Genomic DNA, 15,921 nt, shown 5'->3' with positions numbered 1-15,921 from the left:
TCTCCGCAGGTTTTCCGGTCCGTAGGATCATCGGCGATGGTTTCCCCGCTTCTCGCCGACCTGTTCGAATCGCATCGAGCGCACCTGCTTTCGGTCGCCTATCGGCTCACCGGAAGCGTCGGCGACGCCGAGGACGCGGTGCAGGAGAGCTGGCTGCGGATGGCCGGGGTGCACCAGTCCGAGATCGACGATCTGCGGGCCTGGCTGACGACGGTGGTCAGCCGGATCTGCCTCGATCATCTGCGCAGTGCGGCGGTACGCCGGGAAACGTATGTGGGGCAATGGCTACCGGAGCCGATCGTCACCACGCCGTCGCGCACCCCTGATCCGCTGGATGTGGTGGTGCGCAATCAGGACAGCCGGATGGCGGCGATGGTGGTACTCGACGCGCTGACACCACAGCAGCGCGTGGCGCTGGTCCTGCACGACAGCCTCGACGTGCCGTTCGACGAGATCGCGGAGATCCTGGGCGTATCCGCCGATGCCGCACGGCAATTGGCGGTCCGGGCCCGGAAGGCGGCGGCGAAGGCGCCGGAACCGGTCACCGATGAGGTGCACGATCAGGCGGTCCAGAAGTTTCTCGCCGCCTTGGCGACCGGCGACGTCGTGGCGGTGGCGGCCACCCTGCATCCGGACGCGACCTTCGTCGCCGATGCGGGCGGAACGACCAAGACCGCACTGAATGTGGTTGCGGGAGCGGAGAAGATCGCGCGTCTGGCGCTGGGACTGTGGCGCAAGCACCTGGAAGAACCGGGGCTGGACATGGGATTCGCCGCGGTGAACGGGCAATCGGGCCTCGTGCTCACCGATCCGAACTCGCCGTTCGGGCGGCCGGTGCGCGTCCTCGGATTCTCGGTGCGCGACGGAAAAGTCTGGGCTGCTTACGATTTCGCCAATGTGATGAAGCTGTCTGGCGCGCGGCTGCGCTGAACCCTCGCATCGGACCGGACCCGCGCGATCCGGTCCGATGCCGCGAGTGTCTACGGGTAGGTCGACCCCCACTGGTGGTCGCCGGTCGACGAACCGAGGTTGTGGTCGCCGGTGGAGGAACCCATGTTGTTGTCCGGGGTCGCCGAGCCGGTGAAGTAGTCCACGATCGGGCTGCCCATCAGATGGTCGTGGATGAATCGCAGAGCGGAACCGGCAACCTCCGACGCAGCCGGTCCGGCGATGAAATCGAGCAGAGGTGAGGCCATAGGGAGCCCCTTTCGATATACCACCACGCAGTGGTGTGTGAGGTAGAACACGGCGAGGCTAGCTCAGCCTGGGTGATCGCACAATAGCGCAGGTCAACCCCGCAAAACGTTTGTGAAACATGCGTGTTCGCTATCGGTCGGCAACGTGCGCGAAAAGTGGGATACGCTGCGGAGATGTCGTCTGCGCCGCCCACTGTCTCCCGCTTGCGCCCGTTCGGATCGACCATCTTCGCCGAGATGACCGAACTGGCCGTCCGCCATGACGCGGTGAATCTGGGTCAGGGATTTCCGGATACCGACGGGCCCGCGGGCATGCTCGAGGTAGCCAGGGCCGCCATCGCCGACGGGCTCAACCAGTACCCGCCCGGCCGTGGCATGCCGGTGCTGCGCCAGGCGATCGCCGACGATCGCGCCCGCCGCTACGGCACCGCCTACGACCCGGCTACCGAGGTGCTGGTCACCGTCGGCGCCACCGAAGGAATCAGCGCCGCCCTGCTCGGGCTGGTCGAGCCGGACCAGGAAGTGGTGCTCATCGAGCCGTACTACGACTCCTACGCCGCCGCGGTCGCACTGGCCGGTGCCCGGCGGCGGACCGCGCGCCTGGTCCCCGACGGCGACCGTTTCGTCCTCGACCTGGACAGCCTGCGCGCCGCGATCACCCCGAAAACCCGCATGCTGGTGATCAATTCACCGCACAATCCGACCGGATCAGTCCTCGATCGCGCCGATCTCACCGCCATCGCCGAGCTGGCCCGCGAACACGATCTGCTGGTGCTGGCCGACGAGGTGTACGAGCATCTGGTCTACGACGGCGCGGAGCACATCAGCATTTCCACCCTGCCCGGCATGCGCGAGCGGACCATCGTGGTGTCCAGCGCGGCAAAGACTTTCAATGTGACCGGCTGGAAGATCGGGTGGGTCTGCGCGCCCGCGCCGCTGCTCGACGGCGTGCTCGCGGCCAAGCAGTTCCTCACCTTCGTCGGCGGTGGGCCGTTCCAGCCCGCGGTCGCGCACGCGATCAACGCCGAGCTCGACTGGGTGCACGCCATGCGTGACGGACTGTCCGACAAACGGCTGCGCCTCTCGGCCGCGCTGCGCGACACCGGTTTCGGCGTCGCCGCCAGTTCCGGTGGCTACTTCGTCTGCGCCGACATCCGCCCGCTAGGCGCTGTGGACGGCCTGGCTTTCTGCCGCGAACTGCCCGCGCGTCTCGGCGTCGTCGCGGTGCCGGTGAGTGTGTTCACCGACCACCCCGAAGAATGGAAACACCTGGTGCGCTTCACCTTCAGCAAGCGCGACGAGACCATCGACGAGGGAGTGCGGCGCCTGCGCGCGGGTATGGCGGTGCGCTGACGGGCTGCCGGTCCGGCGGTACCGATGTGCCCGCCGGCATGGGTGCAGCGTGAGCGTCCGGTAGTGATCAGGCGGTCGGCATACGCCTCGCGAGCGGGCAGGCGATCGTCGGTATGGCTCAGTCGCGAGCGTGTCGGGCCAGTGGCGCGTGCCATTGGTAGTGACGGGCCAGCAGCCGGAAGCCGATGGCGCCGGCGGCGGCGAGCAGACCGGTCCACGCCCGGTACAGGTCGAAGTGCAGCAGGGTGGCGGTGGTGGCCGCGCCGAACAGGGCGGGGATGGCGTAGAGGTCCTGGTCGGGGCGCAGGACGCGCGGCACCTCGCCGCTGAGCACGTCACGCAGGACGCCGCCGCCGATCGCCGTCGTCATGCCGAGCAGCGCGGCGGTGGGCGCGCCGAGACCCGCCGAGTCGGCGATCACGGTTCCGGTGACGCAGAACAGGCCGAGCCCGATCGCGTCGGCGATCTCCAGCGGACCCTTGGTGAGCCGGGGCGACGGCGCGATGAAGTACAGGACGAAGGCCGTCAGCAGGGAAGCGGACAGGTAGGTGAGGTCGGTGAACGCGGCGGGTGGCGTGCGCCCGATCAGCAGGTCGCGCACGATGCCGCCGCCAAGCGCGGTCGCGGTGGCGAGTACCGCGATGCCGAACAGATCGAGCCGCTTGCGGGCGGCGACCAGCGCGCCGGACGCGGCGAACGAGATCACCCCGAGCAGCTCGCCGCCCCGATGCACCATGGTCACCGCCGAATCCAGTTCCGTCACCGACGGCCCGGTCGCGACCACCGCCACCAGCAACCCAACACTCACCGCTCACTCCTTCTCGCCAGGACCACCCAGCAGCGTGACACGCAGGAGTTCACCGCCGACCACCCGGCCTCACCGTGTCGCCCCCCGGCATGTGAGCGGAAGCACTTCACGTCGCGACGCCGGGTCTCACGGTGGCGCGGCCCGGCGGCAGCGGGTGTCCTCGTCGAACACTCGCCCGCCGCGGTGGGGGCTGAGTTCAGGCCGGCGAGGGCCGCGCCTTGTCGGTGGCGAGCAGCACCGCGATGGTGCCGAGCGCGGTCCCCATCAGGTACCGCTGGGTCCGCAACCAGAGCGGCCGCGCGGTGAGGAAGGCGGCCAGGCCTGCCGCGCCGAGCACGATCAGCGCGTTGACGGTGAGCGCGACCGTGATCTGCACCGCGCCGAGCGACAGGCTCTGCAACCACAGCGTCCCGCGCTCCGGATCGACGAACTGCGGGATCAGTGCCATGTACATGATCGCGATCTTCGGATTGAGCAGGTTGGTGACGAATCCCATGGTGAACAGCCGTCGCGCCGGATCCACCGGCAGGTCGGCGGGCGCGAACACCGACACCCCGCCCGGCCGCACCGCCTGCCAGGCCAGCCACAGCAGATAGCAGGCCCCGGCCAGCTTGATCCCCATGTACAGCCCGGGAACCACCGCGAACACCGCCGTGATCCCCGCCGCGGCGGCCAGCAGATACACCCCGAACCCGGCCGCGACCCCGGCCAGCGAGATCATCCCCGCTCGCCGCCCCTGCGACACCGTCCGTGAGACGAGATACATCATGTTCGGTCCCGGCGTCAGCACCATGCCGAGCGCCGCCGCCGCAACCCCGAGAACCGCCGTAGTCTGAAGCACGCATCGAGTCTGACCTGGTCAGCCGGGCCTTGTCGCGGTCCAGTCGACACTCGCTGGACCCCGGCCATCGCGCGGGTGGCTGAATCGGCCCAGGTCGTGTCGGTCCCGATCCGTACAATCGACAAAGGCTGCCGAAGCGTCCCATCGCGTCGGCGCCCACTGGAGAAACATCCCGGCCGAACGCACCCCGCACAGGGCTGACGAGCCCGTTCGGGGCTGCCCCTCGCCCCAGCAGTCGAAGCGCAGGCGCGTCTCGAGTGCTGAGTCGAGGGTCACCAGGCCCCGAAACCCGCGGCCCCGGCCGCCGAGGAGCACTGTGACCGACGGCCCATTGATCGTGCAGAGCGACAAGACCCTGCTGCTCGAGGTCGAGCACGAGCTGTCAGGCAACGCGCGGCAGGCCATCGCGCCGTTCGCGGAGCTGGAGCGTGCGCCCGAGCATGTGCACACCTACCGGATCACGCCGCTGGCGCTGTGGAATGCCCGCGCGGCAGGCCACGATGCCGAGCAGGTCGTCGACGCGCTGGTGAACTTCTCGCGGTACGCGGTGCCGCAGCCGCTGCTGGTCGACATCGTCGACACGATGGGCCGCTACGGCAGGCTGCAGCTGGTCAAGCATCCCGCGCACGGTTTGTGCCTGGTGAGCCTGGATCGCGCGGTGCTCGAGGAAGTGCTGCGGCACAAGAAGATCGCGCCGATGCTCGGTGCCCGCATCGATGACGACACGGTGATCGTGCATCCGTCCGAGCGCGGTCACATCAAGCAGATGCTGTTGAAGATCGGCTGGCCCGCCGAGGACCTGGCCGGCTACGTCGACGGCGAGGCGCACGACATCGGCCTCGACTACACCGACGCCAAGTGGCACCTGCGCGACTACCAGGAGATGGCCGCCGACTCGTTCTGGGCCGGTGGCTCGGGCGTGGTCGTGCTGCCCTGTGGCGCGGGCAAGACGATGGTCGGCGCTGCCGCCATGGCCAAGGCCAAAGCGACCACGTTGATCCTGGTCACCAATACCGTCGCGGGCAGGCAGTGGCGCCGCGAACTGCTGGCGCGCACCACGCTGACCGAGGACGAGATCGGCGAGTACTCCGGTGAGCGCAAGGAGATCCGCCCGGTCACGATCGCCACGTACCAGGTGATCACCCGCAAGACCAAGGGCGAGTACAAGCACCTCGAGCTGTTCGACAGTCGCGACTGGGGCCTGGTGATCTACGACGAGGTGCACCTGCTGCCCGCGCCGGTCTTCCGGATGACCGCTGACCTACAGTCGCGCCGCAGGCTCGGCCTGACGGCGACGCTGGTGCGTGAGGACGGCCGCGAGGGCGATGTGTTCTCGCTGATCGGCCCGAAGCGCTACGACGCGCCGTGGAAGGACATCGAGGCGCAGGGCTGGATCGCGCCCGCCGACTGCATCGAGGTGCGGGTCACGCTCACCGACGCCGAGCGGATGGCGTACGCGACCGCGGAGCCGGAGGAGCGCTACAAGCTGTGCTCCACCGCGCGCACCAAGATCCCGGTGGTCGAGTCGATCCTGGCCAGGCACAAGGACGCGCCGACGCTGGTGATCGGCGCCTACCTGGATCAGCTCGAGGAACTCGGCATCGATCTGAACGCCCCGGTGATCACGGGTGCCACCAAGAACAAGGAACGCGAGGCGCTGTTCGACGCGTTCCGGTCCGGCGAGGTACCGGTGCTGGTGGTGAGCAAGGTGGCGAACTTCTCCATCGATCTGCCGGAAGCGTCTGTGGCGGTGCAGGTTTCGGGGACATTCGGTTCGCGGCAGGAGGAGGCGCAGCGCCTCGGTAGACTGTTGCGGCCGAAACAGGATGGGGGACAGGCGCATTTCTATTCCGTGGTCGCCCGCGACACCCTCGACGCCGAGTACGCCGCGCATCGGCAGCGGTTCCTCGCCGAGCAGGGGTACGCCTACCGCATCACCGATGCCGACGATCTGCTCGGACCGCCGATCGGTGACGGCGCGTAGAGCTGATCGGCAGGTCGGATCGCGGTACCGTGCGGTGAAGTCCCCGGCAGATAAGTGGAGGCAACTCCTCCGCAACTTGTGCTAGGAAGGAACCGTGCGCCGCTTCGAATTCGTGGTCGACCGTGAGCACGCTCATGCGGTCAACGAGACGTTCACCGGGTTACGCAGGCTGCGCGTGGTCGCACTGCTGGTCGCCGGGCTCGCCGTCGCGGCCACGGCCGCGCTGCTGTGGAGCGGGCAGGCGTGGGGATACCTGCTCGCGGTGGTGTGCGTCCTCGTCGCGGCGATCGCGCTGTGGGTCGCGCTGTGGACTCCGCACCGCTCCAGTATCGAGAAGCTGTACCAGAACGGCGCTTTGGTGCCCGCCGTGGTCACCGAGACCGAGGCGTCCGGCATCGTGCTGCTCGCCCTCGTCGACGTCGCCGAGCCGGCGTCGGCCACGCGCAGCTGGGCGCTGATCACCCGCAAGGTGCGCGCGCTGCCCGGCCACGCGCCCGAACCCGGCGAACGGGTGCCCGCCGTCGCGGTCCGCACCGACAGCGCGCCGCGGCAGGTAGGCGAACGCTGGCAGCTGGTCACCGCCATGCCGATCGCGTGGGGTACTCGCGACAGTGCGGTGATCGAGCGGGCCCGCGGTGAGATCACCGAGGTCGAATGGCAGCTGCTCACCGCGAACCTGGCGCTGGCCGCGCGCGTGCGGCGCACGGCGACCAAGCGCCTGCTGCTCGACCCGCAGCAGCTGCCCGGCGACCTGGGCTAGGAGTCTCGCCGCGCGGCTGGGACGATGGACTGTGTCCGCGGGCTCGATCCGGTGAAAGGTGCCTGTCCAGATGCGATGGTCGGCCTCCATCTGCGCGATCCTGGCGATACTGACGCTCGGTATCCGCCCGGTCGCCGCGGACCAGGGGCTGATCGGGGCGCCGGGGCTGGGCGATCCCTACTATCCGCTGGACGGCAACGGCGGCTACGACGTCGACCACTACGAGCTGACGATCGACTACGACCCGGCCACCTCCTTCCTGCGTGGCACCGCGCGCATCGATGCGGGCGCGACCCAGCCGCTGGCCCAGTTCAACCTCGACTACCGCGGCCCCGAGGTGCTGATGGTGACGGTGAACGGGCAGCCCGCGGGGTTCAGCCGCGACGGCGACCGCGAGCTGGTCGTCACCCCGCTGCTCCCGCTGCCGCCCGGCCTGCCGATGCGGATCATCGTCGACTACGCAGGCCAGCCCGCCGACACCGCGGGCGAGGGCTGGACCTACGCGCCGAGCGGCGGCGCGTTCGCCGTCGGCCAGCCGCACAGCGCGAGCACCTGGTATCCGCTCAACGACACACCCCTGGACAAGGCGACATTCACCCTGCACGCCACCGTGCCCGCCGACTGGGAGGTGATGTCGACCGGCGACCGCACCGTGCACGAGGTGCGCGACGGCAGGCTCGTCACCACCTGGGAGACCAGGTCGCCCGTCCTCGGGTACCTGACCACGATCGCGGTCGACCACTTCACCTTCCTCGAACAGCGGCGGGCGAACGGCACCCCGGTGCTGAGCGCCTTCGCGCCGGAGTCCGAGGGCAACCGCGAGGACGAACAGCGCCTGCCGGAAATCCTCGACTTCCTCGAGAACCTGTACGGCCCTTATCCCTTCGACGTCGCTGGCGGCATCTACGTCGACGCCGTGATCCCGTTCTCGCTGGAAACCCAGACCCGCCCCACCTATGCGCCGTGGGCCGACCTGGACACCGTGGTGCACGAGCTGGCCCACCAGTGGTGGGGCGACACCATGTCGGTGAAGCAGTGGTCCGATATCTGCCTCAACGAATGCTTCGCCAGCTACACCGCCGAGTACCTCTGGATCGAGCGGGTCGAGCAGGCCGATGTCGACACCAAATACCGCGAGACGATCGCGAAATTCCGTGACGATCCGGAGTTCTGGGAGATCGCGCTCGCGAATCCGGGCGCGGGCGACGAGTTCACCTCGGTCTATTATCGCGGTCCGCTGTTCCTGCACGCGTTGCGCAAACTGCTCGGTGAGGACGTGTTCTTCACGGCCATCCGTGATTTCGTGACCGCGCGCCGCGACGGCCATGCCTCGATGCCGGAATTCCGGGAGTTCCTGCAGAGCCGGACCTCGATGCCGCTCGGTGAATTCCTGCGCGAGTGGCTGGATTCGACATCGCCGCCGCGGGAGGCATTCCTGTACCCGGGCACGCTGGGCCGCTGAGTCACCGCGGCGGGGTCGATCAAGATGTGATCCAGCTCGGCGGGCTTTACCTGAAGTGCACTCGAGCTTCTAGCCTGGGTTGTACTGCGTCAAACCGAGGCTAGGAGAAGCGATGACGATCGATGCGGCAGTGCGGGTGCTGGAGCGGTATGAAGGGGCGTTCAACTCCAACGACGCCGACGGCATGAACGCGTTGTTCTGGGAGGACAGCACTTTCGTGAACTTCAGTGGCAGTGTGGCCGCCGGCCGGGACGAACTGCTGATCAAACAACGTTTCGTGTTCGGCGCGAACGGCCCACTGCACGACGTGAATGTGCACTACCGCCTCGAGAAGACTATCGAATTGGCACCGACCTTCGTGCAGGTCGTTGCCCGGCAACGCACACGAGGTAGCGACGATTCGGCGCCGGACCCGATGCACGGTGTGATCATCTTGACGCTCGAGCAGCGGGCGAGCGAATGGCGTATCCGTACCGGGCAGAACACCCCGGTGAGTATCGGGTAGCGGGTGGAGCGCCGGGGACGGTCAGGCACACAAGGCGCGGGTGGCGGGAACGACGTCACCGATCCAGCGGCGAAGCTGGGTGTCGTCGGCGGATTCCGGCCAGTACACGAAGGTGTCGAAGCCGGTTTCCGTGGCGAGATCGGCTAGTACGCGAGCCCAGCCCGCGGCGTCGGTGCGAATCGGATCCTCGCCGCGCAAGGTGACCGGCCCCGGAGTGTCGGTGATCGTTCCGACGAGTTGCGCCATCCGGGTGATGTCGGCCGGTTTGCGTCCCGCGTCGATCGCGGCGGCGGAGATGATGTCCTGTGTCGCCCGCCATTTCTCGTACGGCAGGTAGTGCGGGATGGGCGCGGCCCACCCGTCGGCGATACGTCCGGTGAGCGCGTTGGCCTTCGGGCCGACGCTGCCGAACCAGATCCCGACCGGATGCGCCGGCGCGGGTCCGGACTGCACGTCGTGCACGGTGTAGTGCGCGCCTTCGACTGTCGCCTTCGTCCCCGGCCGCCACATGGCGCGGATGATCGCGGTAGCTTCCTCGAGCGCCCGCAGCGCTTCGGGATTCGACCGCACCGGTCCGCCCATGGCGCCGATCGCGGGCCAGAACGCGCCCGCTCCCACAGCGAGTTCGAATCGCCCGCCGCTGAGCAGATCCAAGGTCGCGGCCTGCTTCCCGAGCATCGCGGGCCCGCGCAGCGGCAGGCTGGCGACATCCGGGAACACCCGCAGCCGTTCGGTTTCCGCCAATATCGTGGCGATCACCGCGAACGTATCGGCCAGCCCGCCCGAGTACGGATGATCCTGGATGCCGAGCAGATCCAGGCCTTCCCGGTCCGCCACCTTTGCCATCGCGCGTAGCTGCGGCAGCTCGGTCGCTGTCGGTGCCAACTGAATACCGAATCGTAGGTCCACACCGCGATCATGCCAGCCCCGACAGCGCACCTTCAGCCAGTCGGCGACTGTATCGATGACCTTGGGGGCGACGTGTTGGGTCTGTTCAGTCCTCATCCGCCGGGGCTCGGCACGGGTGGATGACTATTTCTCTTCCATGCGGTCACGGGCGTGGTCTGCCCATCGCTGCATCCGCTCGAATTGGCTACGTGCGGAGGTCAATTCGCCGCGTGCTCGATGCTCGGTGGTGCGGGCGAAATGGCGCTGCTGCTCGGCGTGCTCGAGGTCGGTGCGCAACTTGTCGATGCGAGCCTCGATCTCTTCCAGCTCTGTTTTGGCTTGTGTGGCGGCGGTTTCCGCTACATCCCGCGCTGAACGGGCTGTCTCCAGCGCGGATTCGGCGTCGTCGAGTTCCTGCTTCGCCTCGGCGCGACGTGCCGCCTCGGCGTCCTCCGGTGACCTGCCGGAACGGCGGGGGCTCGCGCGCTTCGCGGGCGCGGCGGCCTTGCCCCCGGTGATCGCGACCAGCCCGGCCGGGCCGAAACCGTCGTAGGTGACCGTGGCGGGCAGGACACCGGCGCGGACCTGATCGGCGACATCGGGATCGGCCAGCGCGGCGGTGAGGGTCTGGCCGACCTCGCGCAGCACCTGTTCGCTCGCGGGCCGGTCGTGCTCGGTGGCCAGTTCGCCCGCCCGCTTGGTCATCGCGTTGACAACCTGCTGGCGCTGCGCGCCGAGCGCGCGGAGTTTGTCGCCGGAGAGCTGGCGCTGCGCCGAACGCAGGGCGTCACCGAGGTCGAGCAGGGCCGCGATCTCCTTCGGCGCGTGCCGGGCCAGCAGGTTGACCGTCCACGCCGCGACCGTGGGTTTGCGCAGCGCGGTGACGGCCTTGGCCAGGTCGCGGTCACCGTCCTCGCGAGCCTGGGCGGCCCGCTGGTTGCGGGTCGCCACGAAGTCGCCGGGGTCGAGGCCGTACAGCTCGCCTGCGACATCGTCGAGGGTCATCTTTGTGATGGTAGCCAGGTTCGACGTGGCCGAGCGCGGACGACACCGGCTTGGGTATCGTCACCGGCGGCCATGTATGCCTGAACCGTTCGGTGAGTGAGGTTTTCAGTGATTTTCCCAGGAAAGCGACTGCTGGCGCGGATTCTGTTCGCCCCCGTCGCGACGGTCGCACTGGTCGGTGCGGTCGTCGCCTGTTCGTCGGACAGCGACTCGTCGGCGGGCGCGGTCACCAAGGGCGCCTGCGTCGAGGTCACCGACAACGCGGCCGACGCGATGAAGGCGACCGTTGGTGACTGCTCGGCGGCGACGTCGAACTACCGGATCGTTCAGGTCGGCACGGCCCCGCTGACCTGCGCCGTCTCCGACGCCACCTTCAACGGCACCGTCGGCGACACCAAGACCGGCCTCTGCCTCGCCCCCAATTTCGCCGAGGGCAGCTGCTACGCCGACGCGGGCAAGCGCCCCGCCGAGGCCGTCGCCTGCACCGCGCCGGAGGCGACGTTCAAGGTCGTCAAGCGGATCGACGGAGTTGCCGACGAGCTCCAGTGCGGCACCGACGCGACCCAGTTCCGTACGGTCGCCGACCCGAAGACGACGTTCTGCATGGCCAAGCCGTAATCCTGGAACGTCAGTCCAGCAGGGCGACCGAGGCGATGCGGTGGAGGGTGAAGTGGCGGGTCGCGCCGGTGACGGGGTCGACCGCGTCTAATTGGCCGTTGCCGACGCGGATCGGTTCGACCACGCGCTGGCTGGCGACACCCTGGGCGTCGACGTAGCCGATGTTCACCGGGCGGCCCACCCTGGCGGCCAATTGGAGCAGGGCCAGGGTGGCCGCGGTGCCCGTGCGGGTGCCGTCGGTGCGCACGGACTGGCCGGTGCGGGCGCCCGCGGCGCGTTCGCCCGCGCGGAGTTCGGTGACCAGCAGGGACAACTGCTCGTCGCTCGGGGGACTCGGGCGGTAGGGCTTGCGGGCCAGGGGGCGCACGGCGATGCGGGCGCCGCGCGGGCGCAGGTCGACGATCGCGCCGGCGGAATCCTCACCGGCCGGGGCGAAACCGGCCGCGCGCAGCTGGTCGAGCAGCTCGCCCAGCGGGGCGAGGGCGATGGCGACGGTCGGCGCGATCGCGCGCAGGGCCAGGGTGTCCGCCACCGGTGCGGCGAGGACCTGGGCGAGCAGGGCCGGGTCGTCGCTGCGCAGGAACGACTGGGCCATGCCAGCGCGCAGCTGGCCATGGCGGCGGGCGACGTCGTCGATGAGGTAGGTCAGCGACTGGGGGACCGGCGTGCGGGAGTGCGTGGCGAACAGGGCGTGCAGTTCGGCGGCGGTCATCCCGGCGTCCAGTGCCCGGCGCACCGAGGCGTCGCCGACCCGGTAGACCGTGGCCGCGCCCGCCGACTCCACATCGGCGACCAGCGCGATCCTGGCGCGCAGTTCCGGGACGAGCGGGCCGGGGGCGATCACCGTCAGGTCGGCTTGGACGAGCACGTGATCGACCGGTTCCGGCAGCGCCGCGGCCATCTCGGCCTCGGCGTCGGCGACGCTGGTCGGCGCGCCGTGCAGCAGGGCCCTGGCGGCGGAATCGAGCGCGCCACGGCCGAGCATGCCGATCGTGGCGGCCTCGGCGAGGGTCGCGGTGACCGCGTCGAGGCGGAAGTGCCTGCGCCGCCGCGGCATCCGCCAGGCCAGCAGCTTGCCGATATCGGACGCGGACAGCGCGGAGCCACTCGGGTACTCGGTGAGCAGGCCGAGGATCGCGTGCCGGTCACGCACGGCGTGCGGGATGCGCAGCTCCGCCGAGAGCGCGGCGATCGGCTTGTCGGCGGCGTCGCGCAGGCCGATCATCCAGGGCATGCGATCCAGGTCGAGCCAGGCCTGCGCCAGCAGCACCCAGCGGGTCGCGGGCGGTGCGTCGAGCCAGGCGTCGGCGGCGGGGGTCGGGGCCCAGAAGTCGTCGGTGGTGTCGAGTTCCGGTGTCGGCTCGGGCAGGCCCTTCTCGACGAGCTTCGCGGCGGCGAGCAACTCCAGCAGCAGGCCGGCGCGCTGCTCGTCGACCCCGGTCTGCTTGGCCAGCCTGCGCAATTCGCGCACGCCGAGTCCGCCGGCGCGCAGGGCGGGGGCGGGCAGGCGGCCCAGCGCGTCGAGCAGATCGGCGCAATCGCGCAGCAGCTCACCGACTTCGCCCGCGCCGACCGCGTTCACCTCGGCGGGCGCGTGCTTGGTCAGCGTCGGCTTGGGCGGGGCGAGGGCGTGCGGGTCGGTGACCGGTTCGCCGCGCAGCACCTGGCCGACCGTGACCGGCAGTTCGACCGTCTCGTCGTCGATCCGGTGCAGCAGCCTGGCATCGAGCAGTCGCGGCACCGGGCGGTCGGCGGGTGTGCCTGGCGCCGCGTCTCTGGTGCGGCCGCGCGGGCCGGTGGTGGCCAGCTTCTCCAGCAGCGCCCGTTCGGCCGGGCTCGCCTGTGCCAGCGCGGTGGTGACCTCGGGCTCGGTGAGCGCGTCCGGCAGCGCCGTCGTCGCGCCGAGGGGCCAGGGGAGGGCTTCGGCGGCGCTGGCCGTCAGGTGCAGGCCGTCGCCGGTCTGCCAGATCACCGCGCGGTCGAGCAGGCGGGTCAGCGCGGCGGTGAACGCGGTCTTGGTGACGCGGTCCTTGAGCTGCGCGTGCAGGGTGGTCTTGGACAGCGGCGTGATCGCGGTGCCGATGGTGCGCGCGTCCTCGTTGGCCGTGAGCGCCTCGATGATCGCGAACTCGAGCGTGTCGAGGTCGTCGGCGGCGCGCAGCACCGAGGCCCGCTGCTGGGCGCGCACCGCGAGCACCGACATCGACGCGGGCAGCGGCACCGCCAGATCGGGCCGCAACTGCAGCAATTTCACCAGCTGGTCGTCGGTGCGCGCACCGAGCCAATCGGCGAGGGAGTCCGTCGCGATCATCCGATCCAGCCTACGTTGTGCGTATGCCAGAATGAGGCCGTGGTGAACAAATCGAAGAAACCCTACGTCGACAACGGCTGGCCGCAGGTGGCCGACGGCGAGCACGCCGTGACCGAACTGTCGTCGACCCGCGCCGGTAATCTCTCGCCCTTCGGTGAGGACACCGAGTTTCCCGTCCCGGCGGCCAAGCTGCCGTACATCCACCCGCAGACTGTCATCAACCGGGTGTAGTTCGGACGCGAAAGACAAGAGCCCGCATCCCTGGGGGGATGCGGGCTCTTGTTGTCTGTGGGGGCGATCAGGAGGGCAGCAGGCCCTTGTTCGCCTCGAAGAAGTCGATCACGGCCGGGTCGAGCTGAGTGCCCTTGGCCGAGTTGAAGAAATCGAGCGCCTGCTGGGGCACGGCGACACCCTGCTGCTGCACGACGGTGAGCGCGCGGTCGACGGCCTGGAAGACTTCCTGGCTCGGATCCTGCACCTGCGGGACGTTGACCTGGGGGGCCCAGCTCGGGGCCGAGGGAGCGATGCGCTCGGTCGGGCCGCTGCTCAGGCCTAGCTTGGACGAGCAGGAGGGCCAAGCGCCCCAACCCTGCGAGGCGAGAACCTTTTCGGCGACCGCGATCTGCTGTTCGCGGGAGGCCTGGTTGGCCGTGGCGGCGTACTCGCCACCACCGTGTGCGTTCCAGGTGGAGGGCGAGAACTGCAGCCCACCCTGGTAGCCGTTGCCGGTGTTGATTCCCCAGTTGCCGCCGGCTTCACACTGCGCGAGGCGATCCCAGTCGGAGTCGGGGGCCGCGCTGGCGTTTCCGGCGAAAGCTGCACTGGCGGTGCCGATGATCGCGCCGGTGACGGCGACCTTGGCGACAGTGCGGCCGGTGGAAGTCGGCTTGCGGTGGCGTCCACTCATATCGGGTTTCTTCCTCTCGTGCGCACCTGCATGTGGTCCGGACTGAGAGGTCTCCCGGTCCGCCCTCACCCCTGATTCCAATCGGGGTCCGGTACCCGCGGGGTGAAGTTCGGTGCGGCGGGCCGGTGGTTCCGGGGGTTGCCCCGGCTGAGAGAAACGGTACGACGGACAGCGGGGAAAGTCACTATTTGGTAACCGGCGTGTGCGGGCGGGTATCGGGGTGGTCTCAGGGTTATCCCGGAGGCGTCGGCGCAGGTAGTCGCGGTGCCGCGTGTGCGCGACGGTTGCACGCTCACTTCGTGACCATGCCGTTATGTGACGAAGGTCACACCACCGTCTTGGCATTGATCTACCGGGGTAACCGGTTGACGCGTCAACGCGTGCGACGGCCCGACCACAACGCGAACACCAGGCCGAGCAGGAAACCTACCGGCGCGAGCATCGCCAGCCCGTACAGCCATAGCCCCGGCGAGCTGTCGGAGACGATCGGCGTCACGAAGATCGCGACCACGGCCAGGATCCCGATTCCGAACAGCGCGACGGCGAGTTGCAGCAGGCGATCGCTCGGGCGCCGAGGGTCGCGTGCGGGCGGAGGAGTGTTGGTCACCGTTGCACCGTAAAACTGATGTGCTCGCGGTATGGCCACCGGGGTAGACTCTGAGCACATCGCGTCCTGCCTTGTTGTGGGGCGCGTTCTTTTCGCGACAACGAGTACGAAGTAACCCGGACCACAAGGGTTCGGGTGTCGAATGATGAACGGGTGAGCGCAGTGCCGACCGGCCGGGTGAAGTGGTACGACGTCGAAAAGGGCTTCGGCTTCCTTTCCCAAGACGAGGGCGAGGACGTCTACGTCCGTTCCTCCGCGCTGCCCGATGGCGTCGAAGGGCTCAAGCCCGGACAGCGCGTCGAATTCGGCATGGCCGCTGGCCGGCGTGGCCCGCAGGCGCTCAGCCTGAAGCTGCTCGAGGCGCCGCCGACCGTGCGCGGCAACCAGTCTCAGCAGCCCGCCCGTAAGGACGCGGGCCCGCGCAAGTCGCCCGACGAGCTGCACGGCCTGGTCGAGGACATGATCACGCTACTCGAGACCAAGGTCCAGCCGGACCTGCGCCGGGGCAAGTACCCGGATCGCAAGCTGTCCCAGCGCATCTCCGAGGTCGTCCGCGCCGTGGCGCGCGAACTCGACCACTGAGTTTTTGGAGCGCTGGCGCGCTCGAGGTCGCGGCCCCTCCTGTCCCGCCGGTCAGGCACCGTTGCTTGCTCCTTCGTCGCGTACGCAACGGCGC

Annotated in this window: 17 protein-coding genes; 9 read left to right on the top strand and 8 right to left on the bottom strand. The window is 69.2% G+C overall.

What is annotated here, in order from left to right; translation table 11 throughout:
* Positions 1-36: 36 nt before the first annotated feature.
* Positions 37-930: an RNA polymerase sigma factor SigJ gene (sigJ, locus tag ACWF82_RS16690; RefSeq protein ID WP_452502032.1), complete on the top strand. Its 894-nt coding sequence runs from the start codon at positions 37-39 to the stop codon at positions 928-930.
* 50 nt (positions 931-980) lie between these two features.
* Here the strand turns inward: sigJ and ACWF82_RS16685 are convergent, their stop codons facing one another.
* Positions 981-1,196, bottom strand: coding sequence for a hypothetical protein (locus tag ACWF82_RS16685; RefSeq protein ID WP_189030173.1), 216 nt, complete (start codon positions 1,194-1,196; stop codon positions 981-983).
* Positions 1,197-1,370: 174 nt separating this feature from the next.
* On the opposite strand from ACWF82_RS16685, the gene ACWF82_RS16680 reads away from it, so the two are divergent.
* Entirely contained in the window at positions 1,371-2,549 is a 1,179-nt protein-coding gene (locus tag ACWF82_RS16680) for a pyridoxal phosphate-dependent aminotransferase (protein WP_452502030.1), read from the top strand.
* A gap of 118 nt (positions 2,550-2,667) precedes the next feature.
* On the opposite strand, the gene ACWF82_RS16675 is transcribed toward ACWF82_RS16680, so the two are convergent.
* Together ACWF82_RS16675 and ACWF82_RS16670 are read right to left on the bottom strand one after the other, a co-directional pair.
* Positions 2,668-3,285, bottom strand: a complete 618-nt coding sequence (locus ACWF82_RS16675; RefSeq protein WP_379307654.1) for a trimeric intracellular cation channel family protein — start codon at positions 3,283-3,285, stop codon at positions 2,668-2,670.
* Between the two features lie 268 nt (positions 3,286-3,553).
* Positions 3,554-4,150 (bottom strand): LysE family translocator, encoded by a 597-nt coding sequence (locus ACWF82_RS16670; RefSeq protein WP_452502260.1) that lies wholly within the window; start codon positions 4,148-4,150, stop codon positions 3,554-3,556.
* Between the two features lie 364 nt (positions 4,151-4,514).
* Between ACWF82_RS16670 and ACWF82_RS16665 the strand changes: the two genes are divergently transcribed.
* The 4 genes from ACWF82_RS16665 to ACWF82_RS16650 all read left to right on the top strand — a co-directional run bounded on the left by ACWF82_RS16665 (position 4,515) and on the right by ACWF82_RS16650 (position 8,909).
* Positions 4,515-6,182, top strand: coding sequence for a DNA repair helicase XPB (locus ACWF82_RS16665; RefSeq protein ID WP_452502029.1), 1,668 nt, complete (start codon positions 4,515-4,517; stop codon positions 6,180-6,182).
* A 94-nt stretch (positions 6,183-6,276) separates the two neighbouring features.
* Positions 6,277-6,942 (top strand): DUF3239 domain-containing protein, encoded by a 666-nt coding sequence (locus ACWF82_RS16660; RefSeq protein WP_452502027.1) that lies wholly within the window; start codon positions 6,277-6,279, stop codon positions 6,940-6,942.
* A gap of 70 nt (positions 6,943-7,012) precedes the next feature.
* Positions 7,013-8,404, top strand: a complete 1,392-nt coding sequence (locus tag ACWF82_RS16655; RefSeq protein WP_452502025.1) for a M1 family metallopeptidase — start codon at positions 7,013-7,015, stop codon at positions 8,402-8,404.
* 112 nt (positions 8,405-8,516) lie between these two features.
* Positions 8,517-8,909 (top strand): SgcJ/EcaC family oxidoreductase, encoded by a 393-nt coding sequence (locus ACWF82_RS16650; RefSeq protein ID WP_379307613.1) that lies wholly within the window; start codon positions 8,517-8,519, stop codon positions 8,907-8,909.
* Between the two features lie 21 nt (positions 8,910-8,930).
* On the opposite strand, the gene ACWF82_RS16645 is transcribed toward ACWF82_RS16650, so the two are convergent.
* Positions 8,931-9,794: an LLM class flavin-dependent oxidoreductase gene (locus ACWF82_RS16645; RefSeq protein WP_452502023.1), complete on the bottom strand. Its 864-nt coding sequence runs from the start codon at positions 9,792-9,794 to the stop codon at positions 8,931-8,933.
* A gap of 147 nt (positions 9,795-9,941) precedes the next feature.
* Entirely contained in the window at positions 9,942-10,802 is an 861-nt protein-coding gene (locus ACWF82_RS16640; RefSeq protein WP_452502021.1) for a hypothetical protein, read from the bottom strand.
* Between the two features lie 108 nt (positions 10,803-10,910).
* On the opposite strand from ACWF82_RS16640, the gene ACWF82_RS16635 reads away from it, so the two are divergent.
* Entirely contained in the window at positions 10,911-11,420 is a 510-nt protein-coding gene (locus ACWF82_RS16635) for an LppU/SCO3897 family protein (protein ID WP_452502019.1), read from the top strand.
* Between the two features lie 10 nt (positions 11,421-11,430).
* Here ACWF82_RS16635 and ACWF82_RS16630 read toward each other — a convergent pair whose 3' ends face one another.
* The gene (locus ACWF82_RS16630; protein ID WP_452502017.1) at positions 11,431-13,731 is read right to left on the bottom strand and encodes a helicase-associated domain-containing protein; all 2,301 of its coding nucleotides are present in this window, start codon (positions 13,729-13,731) and stop codon (positions 11,431-11,433) included.
* A 39-nt stretch (positions 13,732-13,770) separates the two neighbouring features.
* Between ACWF82_RS16630 and ACWF82_RS16625 the strand changes: the two genes are divergently transcribed.
* Complete coding sequence (locus ACWF82_RS16625; RefSeq protein WP_189030191.1) at positions 13,771-13,962, top strand: hypothetical protein; 192 nt, start codon at positions 13,771-13,773, stop codon at positions 13,960-13,962.
* 67 nt (positions 13,963-14,029) lie between these two features.
* Here the strand turns inward: ACWF82_RS16625 and ACWF82_RS16620 are convergent, their stop codons facing one another.
* Positions 14,030-14,638, bottom strand: a complete 609-nt coding sequence (locus ACWF82_RS16620; protein WP_452502015.1) for a transglycosylase family protein — start codon at positions 14,636-14,638, stop codon at positions 14,030-14,032.
* A gap of 373 nt (positions 14,639-15,011) precedes the next feature.
* Positions 15,012-15,245: a hypothetical protein gene (locus ACWF82_RS16615; RefSeq protein WP_379307624.1), complete on the bottom strand. Its 234-nt coding sequence runs from the start codon at positions 15,243-15,245 to the stop codon at positions 15,012-15,014.
* A gap of 162 nt (positions 15,246-15,407) precedes the next feature.
* Here ACWF82_RS16615 and ACWF82_RS16610 point away from each other — a divergent pair, with 162 nt between their 5' ends.
* Positions 15,408-15,827 carry a cold-shock protein gene (locus ACWF82_RS16610; RefSeq protein WP_218716916.1) on the top strand — a complete coding sequence of 140 codons (420 nt, stop codon included), beginning with the start codon at positions 15,408-15,410 and terminating at the stop codon, positions 15,825-15,827.
* Positions 15,828-15,921: the final 94 nt, after the last annotated feature.

The organism is Nocardia sp. NPDC055053 (genome assembly GCF_053608285.1).
The sequence above is the reverse complement of the archived record's forward strand: the minus strand, read 5'-3'. Positions and strand labels throughout refer to the sequence as shown.